General features: G+C 35.8%; 22 protein-coding genes and 2 riboswitches. Of the genes, 15 read left to right on the top strand and 7 right to left on the bottom strand.

The window, feature by feature from the left end; all coding sequences use genetic code 11:
* Nucleotides 1-144 precede the first annotated feature (144 nt).
* Nucleotides 145-921 (top strand): SDR family oxidoreductase, encoded by a 777-nt coding sequence (locus tag CQ058_RS22385; RefSeq protein ID WP_002124715.1) that lies wholly within the window; start codon nucleotides 145-147, stop codon nucleotides 919-921.
* 48 nt (nucleotides 922-969) lie between these two features.
* Here CQ058_RS22385 and CQ058_RS22380 read toward each other — a convergent pair whose 3' ends face one another.
* From CQ058_RS22380 to CQ058_RS22365, 4 genes are all read right to left on the bottom strand, one after another.
* Nucleotides 970-1638: a methionine ABC transporter permease gene (locus tag CQ058_RS22380; protein WP_002124718.1), complete on the bottom strand. Its 669-nt coding sequence runs from the start codon at nucleotides 1636-1638 to the stop codon at nucleotides 970-972.
* Complete coding sequence (locus tag CQ058_RS22375; protein ID WP_105589988.1) at nucleotides 1613-2653, bottom strand: methionine ABC transporter ATP-binding protein; 1041 nt, start codon at nucleotides 2651-2653, stop codon at nucleotides 1613-1615. The genes CQ058_RS22380 and CQ058_RS22375 overlap by 26 nt, the downstream gene beginning before the upstream one ends.
* 12 nt (nucleotides 2654-2665) lie before the next feature.
* Nucleotides 2666-3478: a MetQ/NlpA family ABC transporter substrate-binding protein gene (locus tag CQ058_RS22370; protein WP_002124722.1), complete on the bottom strand. Its 813-nt coding sequence runs from the start codon at nucleotides 3476-3478 to the stop codon at nucleotides 2666-2668.
* A gap of 85 nt (nucleotides 3479-3563) precedes the next feature.
* Nucleotides 3564-3677: riboswitch (SAM riboswitch) on the bottom strand.
* Between the two features lie 80 nt (nucleotides 3678-3757).
* Entirely contained in the window at nucleotides 3758-4666 is a 909-nt protein-coding gene (locus CQ058_RS22365) for an NAD(P)-dependent alcohol dehydrogenase (RefSeq protein WP_002192204.1), read from the bottom strand.
* 145 nt (nucleotides 4667-4811) lie between these two features.
* On the opposite strand from CQ058_RS22365, the gene CQ058_RS22360 reads away from it, so the two are divergent.
* From CQ058_RS22360 to CQ058_RS22335, 6 genes are all read left to right on the top strand, one after another.
* Nucleotides 4812-5576: a DUF6612 family protein gene (locus CQ058_RS22360; RefSeq protein ID WP_002191718.1), complete on the top strand. Its 765-nt coding sequence runs from the start codon at nucleotides 4812-4814 to the stop codon at nucleotides 5574-5576.
* A 118-nt stretch (nucleotides 5577-5694) separates the two neighbouring features.
* Entirely contained in the window at nucleotides 5695-7131 is a 1437-nt protein-coding gene (locus CQ058_RS22355; protein WP_002191719.1) for an FAD-binding oxidoreductase, read from the top strand.
* Nucleotides 7128-7661, top strand: coding sequence for an MFS transporter (locus CQ058_RS22350; RefSeq protein WP_002191720.1), 534 nt, complete (start codon nucleotides 7128-7130; stop codon nucleotides 7659-7661). Before CQ058_RS22355 ends, CQ058_RS22350 begins: the two co-directional genes overlap by 4 nt.
* Nucleotides 7662-7751: 90 nt before the next feature.
* The gene (locus tag CQ058_RS22345) at nucleotides 7752-9470 is read left to right on the top strand and encodes a DUF3981 domain-containing protein (protein WP_002187530.1); all 1719 of its coding nucleotides are present in this window, start codon (nucleotides 7752-7754) and stop codon (nucleotides 9468-9470) included.
* A 117-nt stretch (nucleotides 9471-9587) separates the two neighbouring features.
* Complete coding sequence (locus tag CQ058_RS22340) at nucleotides 9588-10847, top strand: multidrug effflux MFS transporter (protein WP_003186924.1); 1260 nt, start codon at nucleotides 9588-9590, stop codon at nucleotides 10845-10847.
* A gap of 250 nt (nucleotides 10848-11097) precedes the next feature.
* Nucleotides 11098-11601, top strand: coding sequence for a hypothetical protein (locus CQ058_RS22335; RefSeq protein WP_002124728.1), 504 nt, complete (start codon nucleotides 11098-11100; stop codon nucleotides 11599-11601).
* Nucleotides 11602-11619: 18 nt separating this feature from the next.
* Here CQ058_RS22335 and CQ058_RS22330 read toward each other — a convergent pair whose 3' ends face one another.
* Complete coding sequence (locus CQ058_RS22330) at nucleotides 11620-11835, bottom strand: DUF3951 domain-containing protein (protein WP_000371388.1); 216 nt, start codon at nucleotides 11833-11835, stop codon at nucleotides 11620-11622.
* 173 nt (nucleotides 11836-12008) lie between these two features.
* Nucleotides 12009-12114, top strand: a riboswitch (SAM riboswitch).
* Nucleotides 12115-12251: 137 nt separating this feature from the next.
* On the opposite strand from CQ058_RS22330, the gene CQ058_RS22325 reads away from it, so the two are divergent.
* Genes CQ058_RS22325 through CQ058_RS22305 form a run of 5 tightly spaced genes read left to right on the top strand, consistent with a single transcriptional unit; the run spans nucleotide 12252 to nucleotide 17551 of the window.
* On the top strand, nucleotides 12252-13169 hold the full coding sequence (locus tag CQ058_RS22325; RefSeq protein WP_002124730.1) for an ABC transporter permease: 918 nt from the start codon (nucleotides 12252-12254) through the stop codon (nucleotides 13167-13169).
* Between the two features lie 16 nt (nucleotides 13170-13185).
* Entirely contained in the window at nucleotides 13186-14190 is a 1005-nt protein-coding gene (locus CQ058_RS22320; RefSeq protein ID WP_002124733.1) for an ABC transporter permease, read from the top strand.
* Nucleotides 14147-15157 carry an ABC transporter ATP-binding protein gene (locus CQ058_RS22315; RefSeq protein WP_002191723.1) on the top strand — a complete coding sequence of 337 codons (1011 nt, stop codon included), beginning with the start codon at nucleotides 14147-14149 and terminating at the stop codon, nucleotides 15155-15157. Before CQ058_RS22320 ends, CQ058_RS22315 begins: the two co-directional genes overlap by 44 nt.
* Nucleotides 15154-15927 carry an ABC transporter ATP-binding protein gene (locus CQ058_RS22310; protein WP_002169314.1) on the top strand — a complete coding sequence of 258 codons (774 nt, stop codon included), beginning with the start codon at nucleotides 15154-15156 and terminating at the stop codon, nucleotides 15925-15927. The genes CQ058_RS22315 and CQ058_RS22310 overlap by 4 nt, the downstream gene beginning before the upstream one ends.
* Before the next feature lie 13 nt (nucleotides 15928-15940).
* Nucleotides 15941-17551 carry a peptide ABC transporter substrate-binding protein gene (locus tag CQ058_RS22305; protein WP_002191724.1) on the top strand — a complete coding sequence of 537 codons (1611 nt, stop codon included), beginning with the start codon at nucleotides 15941-15943 and terminating at the stop codon, nucleotides 17549-17551.
* 24 nt (nucleotides 17552-17575) lie between these two features.
* Here CQ058_RS22305 and CQ058_RS22300 read toward each other — a convergent pair whose 3' ends face one another.
* The gene (locus CQ058_RS22300) at nucleotides 17576-18043 is read right to left on the bottom strand and encodes a YusW family protein (protein ID WP_001221531.1); all 468 of its coding nucleotides are present in this window, start codon (nucleotides 18041-18043) and stop codon (nucleotides 17576-17578) included.
* A 172-nt stretch (nucleotides 18044-18215) separates the two neighbouring features.
* On the opposite strand from CQ058_RS22300, the gene CQ058_RS22295 reads away from it, so the two are divergent.
* Genes CQ058_RS22295 through CQ058_RS22285 form a run of 3 tightly spaced genes read left to right on the top strand, consistent with a single transcriptional unit; the run spans nucleotide 18216 to nucleotide 19584 of the window.
* Nucleotides 18216-19115, top strand: a complete 900-nt coding sequence (locus tag CQ058_RS22295; RefSeq protein ID WP_002124740.1) for a helix-turn-helix domain-containing protein — start codon at nucleotides 18216-18218, stop codon at nucleotides 19113-19115.
* Between the two features lie 18 nt (nucleotides 19116-19133).
* Entirely contained in the window at nucleotides 19134-19325 is a 192-nt protein-coding gene (locus CQ058_RS22290; RefSeq protein WP_002124741.1) for a hypothetical protein, read from the top strand.
* Nucleotides 19312-19584 carry a hypothetical protein gene (locus CQ058_RS22285; RefSeq protein ID WP_002091435.1) on the top strand — a complete coding sequence of 91 codons (273 nt, stop codon included), beginning with the start codon at nucleotides 19312-19314 and terminating at the stop codon, nucleotides 19582-19584. Before CQ058_RS22290 ends, CQ058_RS22285 begins: the two co-directional genes overlap by 14 nt.
* A 46-nt stretch (nucleotides 19585-19630) precedes the next feature.
* Here the strand turns inward: CQ058_RS22285 and CQ058_RS22280 are convergent, their stop codons facing one another.
* On the bottom strand, nucleotides 19631-21271 hold the full coding sequence (locus CQ058_RS22280) for a peptide ABC transporter substrate-binding protein (RefSeq protein ID WP_002124743.1): 1641 nt from the start codon (nucleotides 21269-21271) through the stop codon (nucleotides 19631-19633).
* Nucleotides 21272-21410 lie beyond the last annotated feature (139 nt).

The raw sequence follows: 21410 nt of genomic DNA, 5'->3' as shown, positions 1-21410 counted from the left end.
TAAGTGAGGGTTTATTTAGCTATCTGTAAATCATTCAAGGACTGCATATTTAGCTTGTACATCCCCTTTGTAAGGGTAGATGCCTATGTGGGGAAATTTATATCTCTTATATAAAATATGCGTCCTTTAAACTTGGAGGAGTATATGATGAATCAATTGAAAAATAAAGTAGCTGTTGTTACAGGTGTTAGTCGTCTAGACGGTATAGGAGCAGCTATTTGCACGGAGTTAGCAGAGGCTGGATACGATATATTTTTTACGTATTGGACAGAATACGATAAAGAGATGCCTTGGGGCGTTGATAAAAATGAACAAATACAATTAAAAGAAAAGTTGATACAAAACGGTGTCAAAGTATCGAGCATGGAGTTAGATCTAACTCAGAATGATGCATCAAATCAGCTTATAAATAAAGTTACTGAACAATTAGGGTACCCTCATATATTAATTAATAATGCAGCATATTCTACAAATAATGATTTCTCTAATTTGACTGCTGAAGAACTAGATAAGCACTACATGGTAAATGTTCGTGCGACTACATTGTTAAGTAGTCAATTTGCCCAAGGTTTTGATAAGAAATCTGGTGGTAGAATTGTGAATATGACGTCGGGACAATTTAAAGGACCTATGGCAGGAGAATTAGCGTATGCAACAACGAAGGGAGCAATTGACGCTCTTACTAGTACGTTGTCAGCGGAAGTGGCCCATTTAGGGATAACAGTGAATGCAATTAATCCAGGTCCAACTAGTACAGGATGGATGACTGAGGAGATAAAGCAAGGATTAAGACCGATGTTTCCTTTCGGCAGAATTGGTGAGCCAAAGGATGCAGCAAGGCTTATTAAGTTTTTAGTGAGCGAAGAAGCCGAATGGATTACAGGGCAAGTTATTCATTCAGAAGGTGGATTTAAGAGATAATTTTATAATTAAAAAGAAGGTATCTCATTTCAATGAGATACCTTCTTTTTAATCTTTCTTCAATCTTCGTGCAACACCATTCCCTAAAGACTGTAATCCTTGAACGAGGATAATCAAAATAAAGACGGTTGCATACATTACTTCAGGTTCGTAGCGTAAATGTCCGAATCGATATGCTAAATCACCAAGGCCGCCAGCACCGACAAGTCCAGCCATTGCTGTTGCACCGATTAAGCCGATCGTTGCGATTGTTAATCCAAGTACGAGAGACGGGCGAGCTTCTTTAACCATAACGTGCCAAATGATTTTTAAAGTAGAGACTCCCATTGCTTGATATGCTTCAATGACACCGCGATCCACTTCTAATAAAGCAGTTTCCATTAAACGGGCAATGTAAGGGGCTGTGAAGACAACAAGTGGTACGATAACACCTTGCACGCCAATGGACGTTCCCATTAGAAACTTTGTAAAAGGTAAAATGAAGAATAATAGAATGATAAACGGAAGAGAACGAATGATATTAATAACTGTATTAAGAATAGGATAGATAATTTTATTTTCTCGCTGTCCACCAGGTCTCGTTAAAACAAGTGTGACACCGAGTGGTAATGCAATAAGAATAGAGATAAGTAGTGAAATAGATGTCATTTGAAATGTTTGAATTGTTGCTTCCCATATTACGTTACCCCACTCATCCAAAAAGGACTTGTTTCCCATAATCTGTTCTACCTCCTTCTACGATGATCCCTTGTTCTTGTAAAAATGATAAGGAACGGTGTACTTCACTTTTTTCACCTTGCATATGAACGATCAGTTTTCCATATGCCTCATGTTTTAACTGTGTAATATTGCCTGATAAAATATTAGGATATACGTGGAAACGTTTTGTAGCGACAGCTAACGCTGGTTCTCCTGAAGCGGTTCCTATAAATGAAAGTGTTACGATTTCCCCGGTGCTTTGTAGTTCTTTCTGTACCTCTTCTGGAATTTTAGCTGCAAACGCGCTATTTACAAATTTCTTCGTTGTTACATGTTGTGGATTTGTAAAAATGTCCTTCACTGTTCCACTTTCAACGACAGATCCATGTTCCATTACAGCAACTTGGTCACAAATACGCTGGATGACATTCATTTCGTGTGTAATTAGCAAAATCGTAATTCCGATTTCTTCGTTGATCTTTAATAATAAATCAAGAATAGAATCAGTCGTTTCCGGATCTAATGCGCTCGTTGCTTCATCACTTAATAAAATTTCAGGCTCATGAGATAGTGCGCGAGCGATCGCTACACGTTGTTTTTGACCACCAGATAATTCACTTGGATAGGCATCTTTTTTATTAAAGAGATCAACAATGCGTAAATACTTTTCTACCCTTTTTTCAATTTCATTTTTGGGAAGACCAGATAGACGTAAGGGTAGTGCGATATTTTCATAAACGGTAACGGTTTTAAGTAAATTGAATCCTTGAAAAATCATGCCGATCTTTTTTCTCGCCTTTGCGAGTTCTTTTGTCGATAAGGTTGTTAACTCTTGTTCATTTACAATGATATCTCCTGTCGTTGGTTTTTCTAATAAATTTACACAACGGATTAATGTACTTTTACCAGCGCCACTATATCCGATGATTCCAAATACTTCGCCCTTTTTTACTTTAAGGGAAGTTGATTTAAGAGCCTCAACATTCCCTTTTTTTGTTGTAAATACTTTGGAGACGTTTTTTAATTCAATCATTATAGTCAGCTCCTACCAAGACGGTAAAACAGAACCATCGAATTTTTTCTCAATGAAATCTTTTACTTCTTTAGATTGATAAGCTTTTTTTAATTTATTAACAACAGCATCATCTTTATTTTCAGTACGAACAACGACCCAATTCACATATGGTGAATCTTTTCCTTCGCGGAAAATAGAATCTTTCGCTGGGCTTAATTTTGCACCTAATGCAAAGTTTGTATTAATTGCAGCTGCCTTTACTTCACTTAGCTGTGTTGGTAATTGAGATGCCTCTAATTCAACAATCTTTAAATTTTTCGGGTTTTCAATTACATCTTTTGCAGTCGCTTTTTCTGTAGCTTTTGGATCAACCTTTAAAACACCTGCTTTTTCAAATAGCTTTAAAGCACGAAGCTCATTTGTTGGATCATTTGGGACAGCGATTGCATCGCCCTCTTTTAATTCTTTTACATCTTTTAAGCTTTTAGAATATACACCCATAGGGAATGTTACTGTGGAAAATACTTCAGTTAATTTCATGTTGCGTTCAGCTTTAAATACGTCTAAATAAGATTTAGTTTGATAGCTATTTACATCGAGGCTTTTTTCATCTAAAGATACGTTTGGCGCTACATAATCATTAAATACCTTTACATCAATTTCGAGACCATCTTTTGCTGCCACTTCTTTTACCTTTTCAAAAATTTGTTCATGCGGTCCACCCGTTACGCCGACAGTAATCTTTTTCTCATCTAATGCTTTTACCTCTTTATCAGAATTAGCACCACATGCACCTAACAATAATATCGCTCCACTTACAATACTTAATAACACCTTTTTCATCTATAATTCCCCCTTAATATACGTTCCAAAATAAAAAGCACCTCTCAAAAATAAGAGAGGTGCCGAATAGACAAAATAGGTTCCTCTCTTATCTTCCAAAACGAAAATCGTTCTGCAGGAATTAGCACCTTAGCTTATACGTTATAAGCTCGGTTGCCGGGCATCATCGGGCCAGTCCCTCCGCCACTCTTGATAAGAGTATGTGTATGTAGTTTTTTAATATGGTACTAATAGTAAATCTTACAAAAAGAATTGTCAATATTATTTTCTGAATATATTTTATTTTAGGATAATCGAAACATTCCCTTTTTTATGTCCCTTTTCCACATACATATGAGCTTCAGCAATTTCTTCTAATCGGTAAGTTCTATCAATAACGGGCTTTAGTTTTTCCGTTTCGACTAGTTTTTTTAATAGAATCATATCCTCTTTACTTACCTTGGCCATCATTCCATTAACAGATACATATTTTCCATTGGGTGTTAATGTATTTGTACAAAGGGATTTTTTATACTTCCCAACTGCATCAAATATAATATCGTAGCATTTGCCTTGCTTAGTAAAATCTTCTTTCGTATAATCAATTACTTTATCAGCTCCTAAAGATTGCACGAGTTCAAAATTTGAATTACTACAAACAGCCGTAACGGTCGCGCCGAAATATTTAGCAAGTTGTACAGCAGCTGTTCCTACTGATCCGGAGGCACCATATATGAGCACTTGTTGCCCTTTTTTTATACGGCCCTTTCTCAGGAAATGTAATGCTGAAGTTCCACCAAAAGGAATAACTGCCGCTTCTTCATACGTCACATTGGTAGGTTTTAATGTTATTAATCCACTTTCATGTACGCATGTGTACTCGGCATAACCACCGAGGTTTAGTTCTGTTAATGCAAAAATTGGATCACCTTTTTTAAATTGAGTTACATCTGTTCCTACTTCTTCGATTTCACCGGATAACTCTACGCCGAGTACAGGTTTTCTCGGTTTTCTGAAACCTAATATGATCCGCATAGGAATCCAAAATAAGAGGGGGCTATTAAAGCCGCGTATTCTACAATCTCCAGTCGTTACACTTGTTGCGTGAATTTTAATTAATACTTCGTTCTTTTTAGGTGTAGGTTTCTCTATATTTTGAAGATGAAGAACGTTAGGTGGTCCATACTGTGTGCAAATGATCGCCTTCATAATGACCTCCTGAAATGAGTTGTTGTTATTTACATCATATTTAAAACTCTCATCAAACATGTCGCTATATAGCGAATAAAGATTAAAAATTATATAGATTTCGTAGGAAAAGAGGTGATATTATTTTGAGAAAGGGGGCGACATTATGAAAAAAACTATTTTTATTTCAAGTTTAGTGCTTGCAATCAGTCTGGGGGTAGGGTGTAGCAATGAGAAAACAACAAAGACTGATGAACCGAAAAAAGAAGCCATGCAAAAAGAAAAGGAATTAGCAGCGAAGGATGTTTTCAAGAAAACGAACGAAGCTTTTAAAAATGAAGAAAATGTAACGATGACATATGATGTAGGGATAAAAGCTGAGGGAACAGAGATGGATATATTAAAGGCTAAGATGCAATTAGAGCCAAAGACAAAGAATTCTCGTTCTGAAATGAATATTTCTGGTACAGATGTTGTAGTGTATACAGTGGATGGTAAAGTTGCTGGTGAGGTGAAAAACCCTAATACAGGAGAAGTTATAACCGTACCAGAGGAGCAATTAAACGCTGGTGGAATGAAAGCGACTCAAGATATTATAGATAAGTTAGAAGTACCAGCAGTAGTTTTAGATAAAATGAAGATGGAGAAAAGCGGAGATAAATATAAACTGAAATTTACATTAAAAGGGCAAGAAACAGAAAGTATGTTAACTAGCATGGATGAAACGCAGAAGAAAATGCTACAAGCACAAAACGCAAAGATAGAAGAAGTGGATGCAGAATATATCATTACAAAAGATTTTAAATATGAATCAGCGAAGATAGATATGATTATGAGTAGTAATGGTAAGGATAAGGCACACATTATTACGAATGCAAAATATACATCGTACGAAAAGTTTGAGCCAATACAGCTGCCAGCAGCAAAGTAACAGTCTTGATGAGGGAGGGACCTAAAATAAAGGGTCTCTCTCTTTTTTGTTAATACCTTCTTCGTAGGAAAGTAGGTACAATATGAAGAGGAAGAACGTTAGAAGAGGAGAGTGCCATTTGAAAAAAAGAAAGATAGCAGTTGTTATTGTAGCGTATACAGTGTTGCTCGCGACATCTGTATATACATACAAAGGGCAACTGGATCATCCTATTATGAGTGATGTAGGGAAGTTGCTTCCAACGAAAATTAAACGTGTTGAAAATGCTGAGGATGAACGTTCATTAAAACAGTTAGTGCAAGATGCAAATGTTTCTGGAGAGAAGATTTCTATTGCAGGTATGCAACATAGCCAAGGTGGGCAGACGTATTATCCGAACGGTACGATGCTTGATATGAAAGGGTATAATGAAATATTAGAATTCGATCCGGAGAAGAAGAGGATTAGGGTACAAAGCGGTGTCACATGGAATGACATTCAAAAGAAAATCAATCCATATGGTCTTGCAGTTCAAGTGATGCAATCTCAAAATATTTTTACTGTGGGTGGTTCATTAAGTGTAAATGTACATGGGCGTGATATTCGTCATGAAGCATTGATTGATACAGTAGAGTCGTTCAGATTGTTAATGGCAGATGGTACGGTGCGTAATGTAAATAGAGAAGAAAATGCTGACTTGTTTCCATATGTAATTGGGGGATATGGATTATTTGGTGTGATTTTAGATGTGACGCTACAGTTAACAAACGATGAATTGTATGAAACGCATACGAAAGTACTAGATTATAAAGAATACTCTTCATACTTTAAGAATAAAGTGCGAAGGGATGAGAATATACGTATGCATTTAGCACGTATTTCTGTTGCCCCAAATTCATTTTTAAAAGAAATGTATGTAACAGATTATGTACTGGCAGAAGATCAACAGAAGCTGGGAGAGTACAGCAAATTAAAAGAAGAAAATATTATAGCTGCGCCGAAATTTTTACTTGGGTTATCACGTTATAGTGACTGGGGAAAGGGCGCATTTTGGGATATACAAAGAAGTTATTTTGAACGTACAGATGGTAAGTACGAAACTCGAAATAACGTAATGAGATCTGATAGTGCTTTTATGGAATACGATAATCCAAACTTGACCGAAGTTTTACAAGAGTACTTTGTACCGATAGATGGTTTTGCAGAGTATATAGATGATTTGCGAAGCGTTTTAAATGAAGAGGAATTAAACCTTCTTAACATTACAATCCGCTATGTAGAAAAGAATGAGAATGCGGTGCTATCTTATGCGAAAGATGATATGTTTGCGCTTGTGCTTCTAATTAATCAAGGGCGTTCTGAAGATGAAATAAAGAAAACAAAAGTGGTCATTCAAAAGATGATTGATGTTACGTTAAAGCATAATGGAAGTTATTATTTACCGTATTATTCTTATCCGGAAAAGGAGCAACTAAAGAAAGCGTATCCTCGCATAGAAGAATTCCTTCAGAAGAAGAAGGAAGTAGACCCAGAGGAAAGGTTTGTGAATTTATTTTATAAGGAGTATAGCAAATGACATATAGAAGATTTGTAGCCTCACAAAGCATTATTATGATGGCAGGTAGTATGGTATTTCCTTTTTATATACTATTGCTTCGAAATGTAGGAAATAGTTTCTCGCAATTTGGCTGGGCGTACGGCTTATTTGCCTTAACTTCAGCTCTAGTATATCCGTTAGTTGGAAGAATCTCTGATAGGGTAGGTGATAGAAAGTTATTAATTATATACGCATGGTCCATGGCTATATTAATGCTTTTTTTCCCTATTGCAACAGAAGTTTGGCATGTATACATTCTCCAAATTTTAATGGGTATTTTAGGTGCTGTGCAGCGTAATACGGAGAAGACATCGTTAGCACGAAAGGTAGCGCATAAGGAAGCTGGTTACGAAATTGGAAAATACCATGTATGGACATCAATTGGGGGCGGAGTAGCTATAATTGCAACTGGTTACCTAGTGGATTTCTTTACGATAGGGACTATTTTTTACATTGCTTCAGTTTTATATGTAGTTAGTGGATTTGTATTAAGCCGCGGTGAAAAGTAATTAAAAGTATTTCCATTCCCATTTTTACCTGATTACCCTTTATTTGTTATACTTATGGAGAAGACAAAAGAAAAGGGGACATTGCCTTTGATGAAATTTATAGTTTTAGCTATTCTCACTTTGTTTTTGATTCCATGGACTAGAAGCGGTAATAAAATTCGCGCGGTGGATAAAGGAGGAAATGAGAAAGTTGTAAAGGGTAAGAAATCATCTATTTTAGTTATTCCTGTTTTATTTTGGATAGGTATTGCAATCTATGAATATTTCTGGCTAATTGATGATCGAGCAGATTCTATTCTTACTCATTATTCTGTTGCAGTAGCGATTTTAATTGGGCTTGTTTTATTCTCACAAGAGCAGGTAGGGAAATTAGAAGGTACGTTAAAAGGACTTCTAATGTTCCTTTTACTCGCAAGTTACGGCTATTTTGGTTATTTGCACGATATAGTAATCTCGCAAAAGAAATATGATTCGGTCGTGAAGGTAGAGAAAGATATCTCAGAGCCATTTACTGAAAATGACCAACCGTTTACAGTTCCGCCTAAAACAGCGGAAAATAAAATGAAAAAGGTATTTGGTGATATTCCGAAAGTAGCTTATTTTGAGCTAGGGGAATTAACGCCACAAATGGTAAATGGTGAGGCTTTATATGTAGCACCGATAGAAGTTTCAGGATTTTTTAAAGCACGTAAAGCGGAAACAATTCCAGGTTACGTAACAATGTCAGGTACAAATCCTGATGCGGAAGCGAAATTACATCTTGGATATAAAATGAAGTATGTACCAAGCATGTTTTTCGGTAATAAATTAGAACGTGTCGTTCGAAAAGCAGAGCCAGATTTAGTTTTTAAAGGGAAACCAAAATTTGAAGTTGATGATAAAGGGAAACCGTATTATACAATGACGTATGGTGAATTTATTTCAGGAAGATCTGGATTTGAAGTAGAAGGTGTTGTAGTAGTAGACGCACAAACAGGTGAAGTGAAAAGATACGACAAAGGAAAGGCACCTAAATTCGTTGATGGCGTATTAAATCACGAGACTGCATCTACATTAAATACGTATTTTGGTAAATATATTCACGGATTTTGGAATACAAAATTCTCACAAACGGATATGAAGATTCCGACTGAGTGGGGAACGAAAGAAGGAGTTACACCAATCTTCGGTAAGGATGGAACGTTATATTATTTTACTGATTTCACCTCTCCGAAAGAAGGAGTAGATTCTGCACTAGGCTATTCGCTTATTGATGCGCGTACAGGTAAGTTGTATTACTATAATGGAAAAGAAGTAAAGGGAATTATGGATGGTTCGGCTGCTACAGAAGTAGTGGATAATTCCTTTAAGAGAGAGAAATGGCACGGAACGATGCCGGTTATTTATAACGTGTACGGTAAACCTTCTTGGATTGTACCTGTTATTGATGACGGAGGATTAGTACGTGCTCATACTGTCATATATGCTTCTAATGCAAAAGTGTTTGCAACAGGTTCAACGCAAAAAGAAGCACTTGAGAATTATAAAAATGCGCTGAGCGGAAGTGGTGATTCATTTAGACCGACTTCAAATGGGAAAGAAGCGCAAAAAGAAGGTACTGTACAACGTGTGTATAAAGAAAAATCAGGTGAAAATACGATTGTATACGTACTATTAGAAAACGAGCAAAAAGTATTCATGGTACCGGCGAAGAAATTCCCATATGCAATGTTTACAGAAGTAGGAGATCCAATTCAAATCACATATTTAGACACAGGAGAAATGATGGCATCTGTATCTAAATTTACAAATAGTAATTTGAAAAAGTAAAGCGATAGAGATTCTATCGCTTTTTTTACATTATTAAACAGGAAAATACGGTATACTTGACGTATATTCATGTTGTAACTATAATTGTTACGATTAAGTGTTTATATGAAAGGGTGAATGGAAAAAGTGAATGGAGTTAATCACGAAATATATAAACCTGTAAAGACAAACAGGTTATGGATGATTCTTGTATTAGGGACACTTACGGCAATTGGGCCATTATCTATTGATATGTATTTGCCTTCTTTACCAAAGTTAACGGATGATTTACAAACGGGTGCATCCCTCGCGCAGCTTACATTAACTGCTTGTCTGCTTGGGCTTTCAGTAGGGCAGTTATTTATTGGTTCAATTAGTGACATTTACGGAAGACGCAAACCTCTTATTATCGCTCTTATTATTTATGTTGCTTCTTCTTTACTTTGTGCTGTTGCACCATCGATTTGGAGTTTAGTGCTTTTACGTTTCTTACAAGGTGCTTCAGGATCTGCTGGTATCGTTATATCACGTGCAATGGTACGTGATATGTATTCAGGTTCTGAAATGACGAAGTTTTTCTCACTGCTTATGTTAGTAAACGGAGCAGCGCCTATTTTGGCACCGATTATTGGAGGGCAATTATTACAGTTCACATCATGGCGCGGCGTTTTTATCGTTCTTGGAGCAATTAGTGTATTCATGCTAATATCAGCTACTTTCGTATTACGTGAAACATTACCTCCTGAAGAAAGAGAGACAGGTGGATTATCAGGAACGCTTGCAACATACGGAAAGCTTCTGAAAGATCGTTTATTTATGGGGTATGCATTGTCGCAAGGATTAGTAACAGCTGCAATGTTTGCTTATATTTCTGGTTCACCGTTTGTGTTGCAGAACATATACGGAGCATCACCACAGCAATTTAGCTTATTCTTTGCGATTAACGGTATCGGTATTATTATTGCTAGTCAGGTTACGGGCCGTTTAGCAGGGAAAGTTAATGAGAAAACTTTATTTGTTGCTGGTATTATTATTGCGGCTGTTGGCGGTCTATCATTACTACTTACAATCGTATTAGGAATAGGGCTAATCGGTGTTTTATGCTCGCTATTTCTTGTTGTATCAAGTGTTGGGGTTGTATCAACAACCGGCTTCTCGTTAGCGATGAGAAATCAAAAACAAGCAGCAGGAACAGCATCAGCTTTACTAGGTTTATTACAGTTCATTTCAGGAGCACTTGTTGCACCATTAGTAGGTATTGGCGGAAGCAATACCGCATTACCGATGGGGGTTGTGATAGCGCTTTGTGAAATTGGTGCTGTGTTATGTTATCTATTTATGGCCAGAAGAAGTGAGAAGCAGTTTGAACTGCAACAAAGACAAAATTTAGAGGCTTAATTTATAAAAAAGAGCTGATTCAAACATGTGTTGAATCAGCTCTTTTTTCATTTCTTTGAAATAACTTATACAGTGTTGTAAGGTGATGCAAAAGTTATTTGCATAAAGTGACGATACTGTGACAAAAATGTTGGTGTGTATATTAAGAGCTCGTCTTAAGTGTAAAAAGTAGGGTGTTCTCGGTATAATAACAAGTGGAGATAAAAGAAACTATAATGAGTAATAGCTATAGATAAAAGGAGAAGAAGAGATGAAGAAGGTTTTGGGTATTGCTGTAATGGGAAGTATGCTCCTTCTAGCAGGGTGTAATGGAAATAAAGATACGAAAGAACCGAAAGAAAAGGTAGAGCAATCTACTGAACAAACAGAAGAGATGAAAGTGTATCGCGAAATACATGAAAAATATGATATGAAGATGAACAAAGAAATTAATAAAGCATTACAGTTATGGGAAGTGGCAAAAGAAAAGGGCGGTAAGGAAATAACGGATGCTAAATATAAAGAAGACGTGCAGAAGGTAACGACGGGCATGTTAGAAGATATTGATCATATGCGTAAAGAAATTCGTGTGCCGAAGTCGAAAGAGGACGAACATGAACTATATGTTGGTTTCTTAAATGAAGCAGAACAAGCGATGAAAAAATTACAGAAGTTAGCTAAAGAAGAAGATTCATCGTTGATTCGTGATATAGAAATTAATTTTTCAACAGCATCGACATACTATAAACGCTTTCAAACAGAGGCGAAAAAATAACCTTGCGCATGCGCAAGGTTATTTTTTCTTTTTACCATCTCCGTCTTCATCCTCGGATACTAATATCTTCTGTTCTTCGTGAAATTCTGAAATTGTTTGTCCAGTAATATTATCGAATGGAGTGTAAAAAGAAGTGATGCTTTTCTTTTTAATGAAGAGTTTATAGAAGCCGATGATGACGAGTATGACGATTGTTAATGGCAATCCTATAGTAGCCAGAAGTAGTGGATCCATCTTATAACTCCTTTAATACAATTTCTTTTTATTATAAGCGAAAGATTGTAATTTCAATAACTAATATAATAGAAAACTGATTTTTCTAAATATATCCAATTTGATTGACTTTTCATTTTTTCAGAATTATAATTCAAAATATACAATTTGAACCAAATAATAATATAGCAATTTACTTATCCAGAGAGGTAGAGGGACTGGCCCTATGACACCTCAGCAGCGGGTTCTGTAACAGGAACACCGTGCTAATTCCAGCAAGCAAGTCTTGAAAGATAAGTGATGGGCCTTCGTTTATTAAGCCTTGATCTTATTTTTTAAGATCAAGGCTTTTTGTGTTTTAAGAAGTAGAGAAGGAGTAATGGCAACAAATATGTCAATAAAACAAAGTAAATTCATTTGTTTAGGGGGTTATTGAAGTGTATGTTATTAAAAAACTATCGGTTATGGTATTCACGCTATGGGTCATTACGACAATAACATTTTTAATTATGCATATTATTCCAGGTGATCCGTTTTCATCAGATGCGAAAATCTTTCCTGAAGAAGTAATACAAAACATGAGAGCGAAGTATCACCTTGATGAACCGTTATGGAATCAGTATGTTGCTTATTTGGATGGGGTAGTTCATTTTGATTTTGGCGAATCTGTTCAATCGACAGGTCAAGGTGTATCGGAAATTATAACAACTGGTTTTGGACCATCGGCAATTATTGGTTTACAAGCACTTGTTATTTCATTGTTAGTCGGAATTGCCGCAGGTACATTTGCCGCGCTATATCATGGGAAAGTGATTGATTATAGTGTGAGCTTGCTTGCGATTCTCGGTATTTCTATTCCTAGTTTTATTTTAGCACCACTATTTATACAAGTATTCGCCATACAATTTGAATTACTACCAGTGGCGTCTTGGGGAACATTTGAGCATACTGTATTACCCTCCTTCGCATTAGCGTTAGGACCAATCGCAGTTATTACAAGATTTGTTCGCTCTAATATGATTGAAGTGTTGCAGAGTGATTATATTAAGCTAGCGAGAGCGAAAGGTATACCAATTAAGAAAATCATTATAAGACATGCTCTTCGAAATGCGATTGTTCCGGTACTTACATTTGTTGGCCCATTAATGGCTGGACTTTTAACAGGGACTTTCGTTATTGAAAAAATCTTTTCAATTCCTGGTTTAGGAAAATATTTTGTAGACAGTATTTTCAACCGAGATTATCCGGTGATTATGGGAACAACCATTTTCTATAGTGCGCTATTAATTGTATGTATTTTTATTACAGATATCATTCATCGTATTGTTGATCCGCGCATTCGTTCTATTACGTAAGGAGGGTGATGTTTAAATGGGGGCTTATGAAATTAATGACCAGTTATTAACGAATGAAGAGAAAAAAGAATTAACGATAAATAAAGATCAGCAAACGATTAGCCGGAAAAAGGAAGTGTTTCGCAAGTTTATATCAAACCCTATAGCAGTTTTAGGGGCAGTGACGTTATTACTAATTATTGTTTTCTCGCTTATTGGCGAAAGTTTAACGTCATTTACTGCGAGTGAACAAGTAAAAGAAGCAACAAACTTACCACCTAGTAGTGAGCATTGGTTCGGAACAGATGATTTAGGAAGAGACATATGGGCGCGTACTTGGGCTGGAGGGAAAATTTCACTAACAGTTGGATTAGTGGCAGCAGCTCTTGATATTGGGCTAGGTGTACTAATTGGTGGCTTTAGTGGATATGTGAGAGGACGTAATCGTCTTGGAACGTTAATTGACGAGTGGATTATAAGAGGGATTGAAGTGTTATACGGTATTCCATATTTGTTAATTGTTATTTTACTATTAATTGTTATGAAACCAGGCCTTTTTACAATTATTATCGCCCTTGCATTGACGGGATGGATTGGCATGGCACGCCTCATTAGAGCGCAAGTCTTGTCTTTAAAACAAAGAGAATTTGTTATCGCAGCAGAGCGATTAGGTACACCTCATATGAAAATTATATATGGGCATTTAATTCCAAACTTAACAGGGATTATTATCGTAAATTTATCATTTACCATTCCAGCAGCTATTTTCTCAGAATCATTTTTAAGCTTTATCGGACTTGGAGTACAATCACCGGCGGCAAGCTGGGGCACGATGACGAACGATGCACTTGGGACGTTACTAAGCGGAGAATGGTGGCAACTATTCTTCCCGGCAATCATGATTGCATTCATCATGTTCGCATTTAATGCGATTGGTGATGGTTTGCAAGATGCGATTGATCCGAAAATCGTAAAACGTAATCGAAAGGAGAAAAAACATGGCACAAATCTTATCTTTAGAAAACGTAACGTTGGCCGTTGAAAAAGAGAATAGTAAGCAAGCGATTGTGAAGCATGTTTCCTTTTCTATTAACGAAGGTGAAATAGTTGCACTTGTCGGAGAAAGTGGTTCAGGGAAAAGTGTTACAGCACAATCTATTATCGGCTTAAATCAAGAATCAATTCATATTGATGATGGAAATGTATCTTTCAAATCAAAGGAATTAACTGGTTTACAAGAATCAGAATGGAATCAAATTCGCGGGAAAGATATTTCCTTTATCTTTCAAGATCCGCTTTCATCTTTAAACCCAACGATGAAGGTAGGCAAACAAATTGCAGAAGTAATTTTGCAACATGAAAAGAAATCGAGAAAAGAAGCGAAAGAAATTGCGATTAACTTACTAAATGATTTAGGGATACATGAAGCAGAGAAACGCTTTGAACAATACCCGTATCAGTTGAGCGGAGGTATGAGGCAGCGTATTTGTTTAGCAATTGCGTTTGCTTGTCACCCAAAGCTTGTTATTGCAGATGAACCTACAACAGCATTAGATGTAACGATTCAAAAGCAAATTATGGAGTTGTTAAAAGCAAGAAAAGAAAAACAAAATACGAGTATTTTATTAATTACACATGATTTGGCACTTGTACGTAAAGTAGCTGATCGAGTAGTGGTAATGTACGGAGGACGTGTCGTTGAAAAAGGGACGATACAAGAAGTAATAGGTTCACCTAAGCATCCATATACGAAAAGTTTATTACAAGCAATTCCGAATATGGATGATTCCGAAAAAGTATTACGTGCTATAGAAGGAACGACACCTTCCATTGAAACATTAAATAGCTTTGGTTGTCCTTTTGTAAATCGTTGCCCAGTAGCGATAAAAGAATGTATTCATCGCTTCCCAGAGAGAACGACATATTCTGAGGAGCATAGCTCACATTGCTGGCAACATATTCTGGAGCATAATAAAGCGAAATCAAAAGAGAAGGTGAATGCCTCATGACGACAGATTTAATTACTGTAAAGCAAGTAACGAAAACGTATGGAAGTAAAAATAAAGAAATCGCAGCTTTAAAAGATATATCACTTTCTATCCCGAAAGGAACAACGCTTGGCATTATTGGGGAAAGTGGTTCTGGAAAGACAACACTTGGTAAGCTCATAGCTGGGATCGAGCGTCCAACGTCTGGTGAAATTGATTATAACGGTCAAGTTGTTCACAAGCTGAAGTCAGCTCATAAGCGGGATTTCTTACAGAAAGTACAGTTCATTTTTCAAGATTCCACAGCGGCATTAAATCCGCGCTGGAAAGTACGCGATATTGTAACAGAAGGCTATATTTCATTCGGTTTAGGCGATAAAGGATTGAAAGATAAAGTCGCAGGTGATGCACTAGAGCGTGTTGGATTAGATAGACGATATATTGATCGCTATCCACACGAATTTAGCGGCGGACAACGTCAACGTATTGCTATTGCAAGAGCGTTATTATGTGAGCCAGAAGTTTTAATCCTTGATGAACCAATTTCAGCATTAGATGTTTCACTTCAAATCCAAATTGTGCACTTGTTGCAAAAGATTCAAAAGGAACAAGGCTATACATATTTATTTATCGCGCATGATTTACCGATGGTTCACTATTTATGTGAAAAAGTGGCTGTCTTATACAAAGGAGAACTTGTTGAATTTGGATATACGGACGAAGTATTCCGTAATCCACAACATTCTTATACAAAAACATTATTAGCATCAACACCAAAAATTTCAGGTTAAAGGAGAATGTAGGATGAAGAAGTTTTTACTGTTTGTCATTATGACTTTTTTAGCAATTACTTCTGTTGCTTGCGGTAAGAAAGAGACGCAAAAGGCGAGTGCTGGTAAGGGAGACGGGGATCGATTAGTAACGAATATTAGCAGTGATCCGTATACGCTTGATTCTGCCATTGCGACAGATAGCACGTCAGGTTATGTAATTGGGCAATTGTTTTCAAGTTTATATACGCAAGATAGTGACGGGAAATATCAAAATGAATTAGCAGAGAAAGAAGAAGTAAACGCTGATGGAACTGAATATACAATTCATTTAAAGAAAGATATTAACTGGTCGGACGGTTCTCCTATTACAGCAAATGATTTTGAGTTTGCCTGGAAGCGATTATTAAATCCGAAAACGGGTTCTATGAATGCGACAGAAATGTATTTTATTAAAGGAGCAGAGGCATATAATACTGGAAAAGGTGAAGAAGGACAAGTTGGTATTCAAGTCGTTGATCCTCAAACATTAAAGGTAACACTTGAGCACCCAGTTGCTTCTATTAAACAAAAATTAGCAAGTTCATTATTTATTCCATTATCTAAAAAATCAATTGATGATAATAATAAATTAAAAACAGATCCAAAAGAGTTAATTACGAACGGACCATTCACATTAAAAGAATGGAAGCATAACCAAGCTATTACAGTACAAAAAAATAAAGAATACTATGATAAAAAGGTAACATTAAAAGAAATTGAGTTTCGTATTATTCCAGATTCTAAAACAGCGTACCAATTGTACAAGTCAAAAGAATTAGATTTACTAAGTGGTTTACCACAAGAGATGATTGAAAAAGAAAAAGGAAACAAAGAATATAAGCGTGTTGCAGGATTCTCATCTTATATTTATTCCTTTAACGTAGAAAAAGAGCCGTTTACAAATGCGAAAGTACGTAAGGCATTTTCATTAGCGGTTGATCGTAAGTTTATCGTTGAAAAACTGTATAAAAATAATGCACAAGAAGCATATGCTTTTGTTCCAGAAGGGGCAAAAACACAAGGTGGTCGTGATTTCCGTAAAGAAAAAGGCGATTACGTAAAATTCGATTCAGCAGAAGCGAAAAAATTATTAGAAGAGGGCATGAAAGAGCAAGGTTGGTCTACATTACCTGAAGTAACATTAAAATTCACTACAGATACACAACATAAAAAAGTAGCAGAAGCAATGCAAGAAATGTTTAAGAAAAATCTTGGTGTAGATATTAAATTAGAAAATAAAGAGTGGAAGAGTTACATCGACACATATAAGCAAAGTGATTTCCAATTAGCTTATATGGGATGGGGCGGCTCTCTATTGGATCCGATTACTAAACTAGATTTATATGCAGGTGATGGTCCAAACAACTATGCAAAATGGCATAATAAAGAATTTGATGCTTTAGTAAAAGAGGCAAAAGTTGAACAAAACGAAGATAAGCGTTTTGACTTATTGCATAAAGCAGAAGATATTATGTTTGATGATACACCATTAATCCCAATTATTTTCCCAAGCTCTTCATATTTACAAAAATCATCAGTATCTGGCGTCCAATTCATTATCGGTTCTAGTCCAGAACTAAGATACGTAAAAATTAAAAAATAAAGAAGTAGGCAACCGCCTACTTCTTTATTTTATTTCTCTTTTATATTCTTTTTTCGTTCCATCAGAGAAGACAACTTCTAAATCGAATTTTTGGTAGTCTTTATCAAGTTTGAATACATTTACTACTTGATCAATTACTTCTTGATCTGGTGTGTTTTTATCGAATTTTAATTCTTGTAGAAGAGGGCTTAATTTTGTAATAGCTTCATCGCCTGTGAACTTTACATCTGTTTTATGATCTTCAATTTTTGCTTCCATTTTCTTATCCGCTGCTACATTTTTATAATCAGCTTCGTAGTCTTTCTTCGTATCTTGATAGTCTGCCTTTAAATCAAATTCATTAAAGTTTAGTTTTAAATCTGCAGGAGCCTCATTTTTTGCTTCTTCAGTCGTTTTCTTATTAGAAGTTGTATCTTCTTTTGCAGGAGCTTTACATCCTGTTAATGCAGGTACTAGCATAAGAGCTAATAAAATTGATAGTAAAATTCTCATTATAAATTCCTCCTTATGTAAATTTGTTCTATACAAGTTTTTCCTAATTTCATGTAATTATGTATGTGTTGAAAATAAATTATTTACTTATAGCTTTAAGAATTAATCCGCAATTTAAATCAAAAATGATTTGTATGTATATGGTAAATTGAAGTTGTAAGGAGGTACTGAAATGCATGAAGAATATAAAGAGATGATAAAAAAAGCAATCGAATATATAGAGAATCATTTACATGAAGAGCTTACAACAGAAAGAGTGGCATTTCACGGGGCAGTATCGATGTACCATTTTCATCGTATTTTTCAAAGTTATATTGGGATGAGTGTAACGGATTATGTTCGTAAGAGAAGATTAACTCATGCTGCACAGGCTTTAGTATCGACTGAAAGAGCAGTCATTGATATTGCAGTGCAAAATGGCTTTTCCTCACAAGAGGCATTTACTAGAGCTTTTAAAAGAATGTTTCAATTACCACCAAAAAAATATCGGAAATATTTCCAGTCATTTTATATAGAAAGAGAGGGCGTTTCAATGGAAAAAGGTATACCGAAAGGATGGGTATTAAGTGGAAGTCATCCTGCTGAATATGAGATGGGTTTAGATTACGAAGTTGTTCATCAAGGAAAAGTATCTGCATATATAAAAGGAAAAGAGAACGTTACACACGGAGGGTTTTCAACATTAATGCAAATGTTCCGAGCGGATAAATATGTAGGTAAGAGGTTGCGTTTAACAGCATTTATTAAGAGTGAAAATGTAAAAGACTGGGCAGGATTGTGGATGCGAGTAGACGGAAAAGATACAGAGCCTATTGCTATGGATAACATGCAAAATCGTCCAATTAAAAATACGAATAACTGGCAATCATACTCGGTTGTACTAGATATAAAAGAAGAAGCACTTGGTATTGCATTTGGTGTTTTATTATCAGGAGAAGGCTGTGTCTGGCTAGATAGTATTCGTTTTGATGAAGTGGATGAAAAAATTCCTTCAACAGATTTGGCAGAAAACTTTTATGAAACACTCCTAGAAGAGCCGGTGAATCTGCAATTTGAAGAAATAGAAAATTAAAAAGTAAGGAGAAAAGATATGCTCAAATATGTGAAATTGATAAGTATTAGTTTAGTAGTATCATCGTGTATTATGGGAATCAACTATTTAATTAGTTATCTTTGGTCAGGGCATATACCTTCTTTGACGTGGAGAACATATTTGATATTTATGGTTATATTTATGATGAGTTTTGGTTCAATACAAAAAGAGAGCTATGAAGAGAGTTGATAATCGTCCTTTTAGTCTTCTTAGTATTAATACATATGTATTTATCACTGCATTGGAAAAACAGGTTTGCCGTTCGGGATTATTTCCCGCAACATATGCAGCGAATGGTTATTACACAATAATATTTGGTGGAGTTAATTTAGCGGAAAATATTATTTCATTATTACTTATTATACTAGTTACACAATTAGTAGCGGGAATCACTATAGGTATAAAAGTGATAGTAAAGAGGGGAAGTTCTGTAGTTAAAGAAGCATAAAGTAAAAAAGGTATCCTTCGTGGGATACCTTTTTTACTAGTGTTTATTATTTTGCAACTTCTGTCCACTTGTAGTTAAATTCACCGCCGAAGTCAGTTGTTACAAGTCCTTTAATGAAAGAGCGTTGTAAGTAAGAGCGACCTTGTTGGTATAAAGGAGCGACAGCACCATCTTGTAATAAGATTTTTTCAGCTTGCTTCATTGCTTCCCAGCGACCTTTTTCATCACCAGCTAAATCAGTTTTTACTTTACGAATAAGCTCGTCGTACTCTTTGTTAGAGTATTTATCGAAGTTATAAGCACTATCTGTTGTGAATAGATCTAAGAATGTAATAGGATCCGCGAAGTCAGGGCCCCAGCCATCGATTCCGATTTCGTAATCACCACTTAATAGTAGTTTTAACTGTTGTTTACGTGGTTGAGGTTTTAAATTCACTGTTAATCCATCTAGATTCTTTTCTAATTCACCTTTTAAATATTCACCAGTTTTCTTAGCTAAAGCATTATCACTTGTTAATAGTTCAATTGTTACTTTGTCAGTACCAAGTTCTTGTTTCGCTTTTTTCCAGTTTTCTTTTGCAGATTTCACATCATCTTTGACTAGATTTCCATTCTCTTTACGGAAGTCATTACCGTCTGGACTTTTTGCGAATTTCGCAGGAACCATTCCTTCTGCTGGGATTGCACCGTTATTTAAAATTGTTTCTACGTACGCTTTTTTATTCATTGCTTCGTTAATAGCGAGGCGTGCATGTTGATTTTTTAATACTGCATTTTTCTGATTTAGTCGTAAGAATTGGATACCGACTTCAGCGCGTTCCTTGAAGTTGGAATCGTTCTTATACTTATCAACAAACTCCGCAGTTAAAGCAACACGATCAATTTGTCCTGAATCATATAAGTTAACTTCTGTAGATTTATCTTTAACGACATTGAAGTTGATTTCTTCTAGTTTTACAGTTTTAGCATCCCAATAGTTAGGGTTCTTCTTCAATTGGAAGCTTTGTTCATGTTTCCAGTTATCTAATGTGAAAGCACCATTGTAAATTAAATGATTTGTTTCTAAACCGTATTTATCACCTTGAGATTTTAAATACTCTTCATTGATTGGTAAGAATGTTGCAAATGTCGTTAAGCTTAAGAAGTAGGGAACAGGGCGGTCCAGTTGTACTTCTAAAGTTTTATCGTCAAGAGCTTTAACGCCTAATTGATCGATTGCTACTTCTTTTTGGTTTATTTGTTTCGCATTTTTTATATCAAAGAATAAGAATGCATATTCAGCAGCTGTTTCAGGGTTAACGGCACGTTGCCAAGCGAAAATAAAATCTTTTGCTGTAACAGGAGTACCGTTTGACCATTTTGAATCACGAAGATGGAAAGTATACTTTGTTTTATCCGGACTAATGTCAACCGATTCAGCAACACCAGGGATCGGTTTATTATCTTCTCCTATAGCATATAAACCTTCAAAAACATTTCTCATTACATTCATGGATTCCCCATCCGTCGCTTTTGCAACATCCATTGTTGGAATTTCTGAAGCAAATGATAAGTTAATCGCTTGTTTATCAGGTGCTTTATCGTTCGCTTTTGCTCCGCCTGCATTATCTTTATTTCCCCCGCAAGCAGTTAGTAGTAGACTTGCCCCTAAAACAGATGCAACAACAGGTACAACTTTTTTCTTCATTGTTCTTTCCTCCCTAAATGTGTTGTTCGTAACGTCATAATGTCCATGTCTTGAAGTGTAGCTATAGAAGGAGAGAAAACCTATTATAAATATGTGTATATAGGTAATCAGGTATTCTATATGTATATACATGTTGAAC

The organism is Bacillus sp. MYb56, assembly GCF_002976445.1.
GTDB classification, from domain to species: domain Bacteria; phylum Bacillota; class Bacilli; order Bacillales; family Bacillaceae_G; genus Bacillus_A; species Bacillus_A mycoides.
This window is presented reverse-complemented; position numbering and strand designations above follow the sequence as displayed.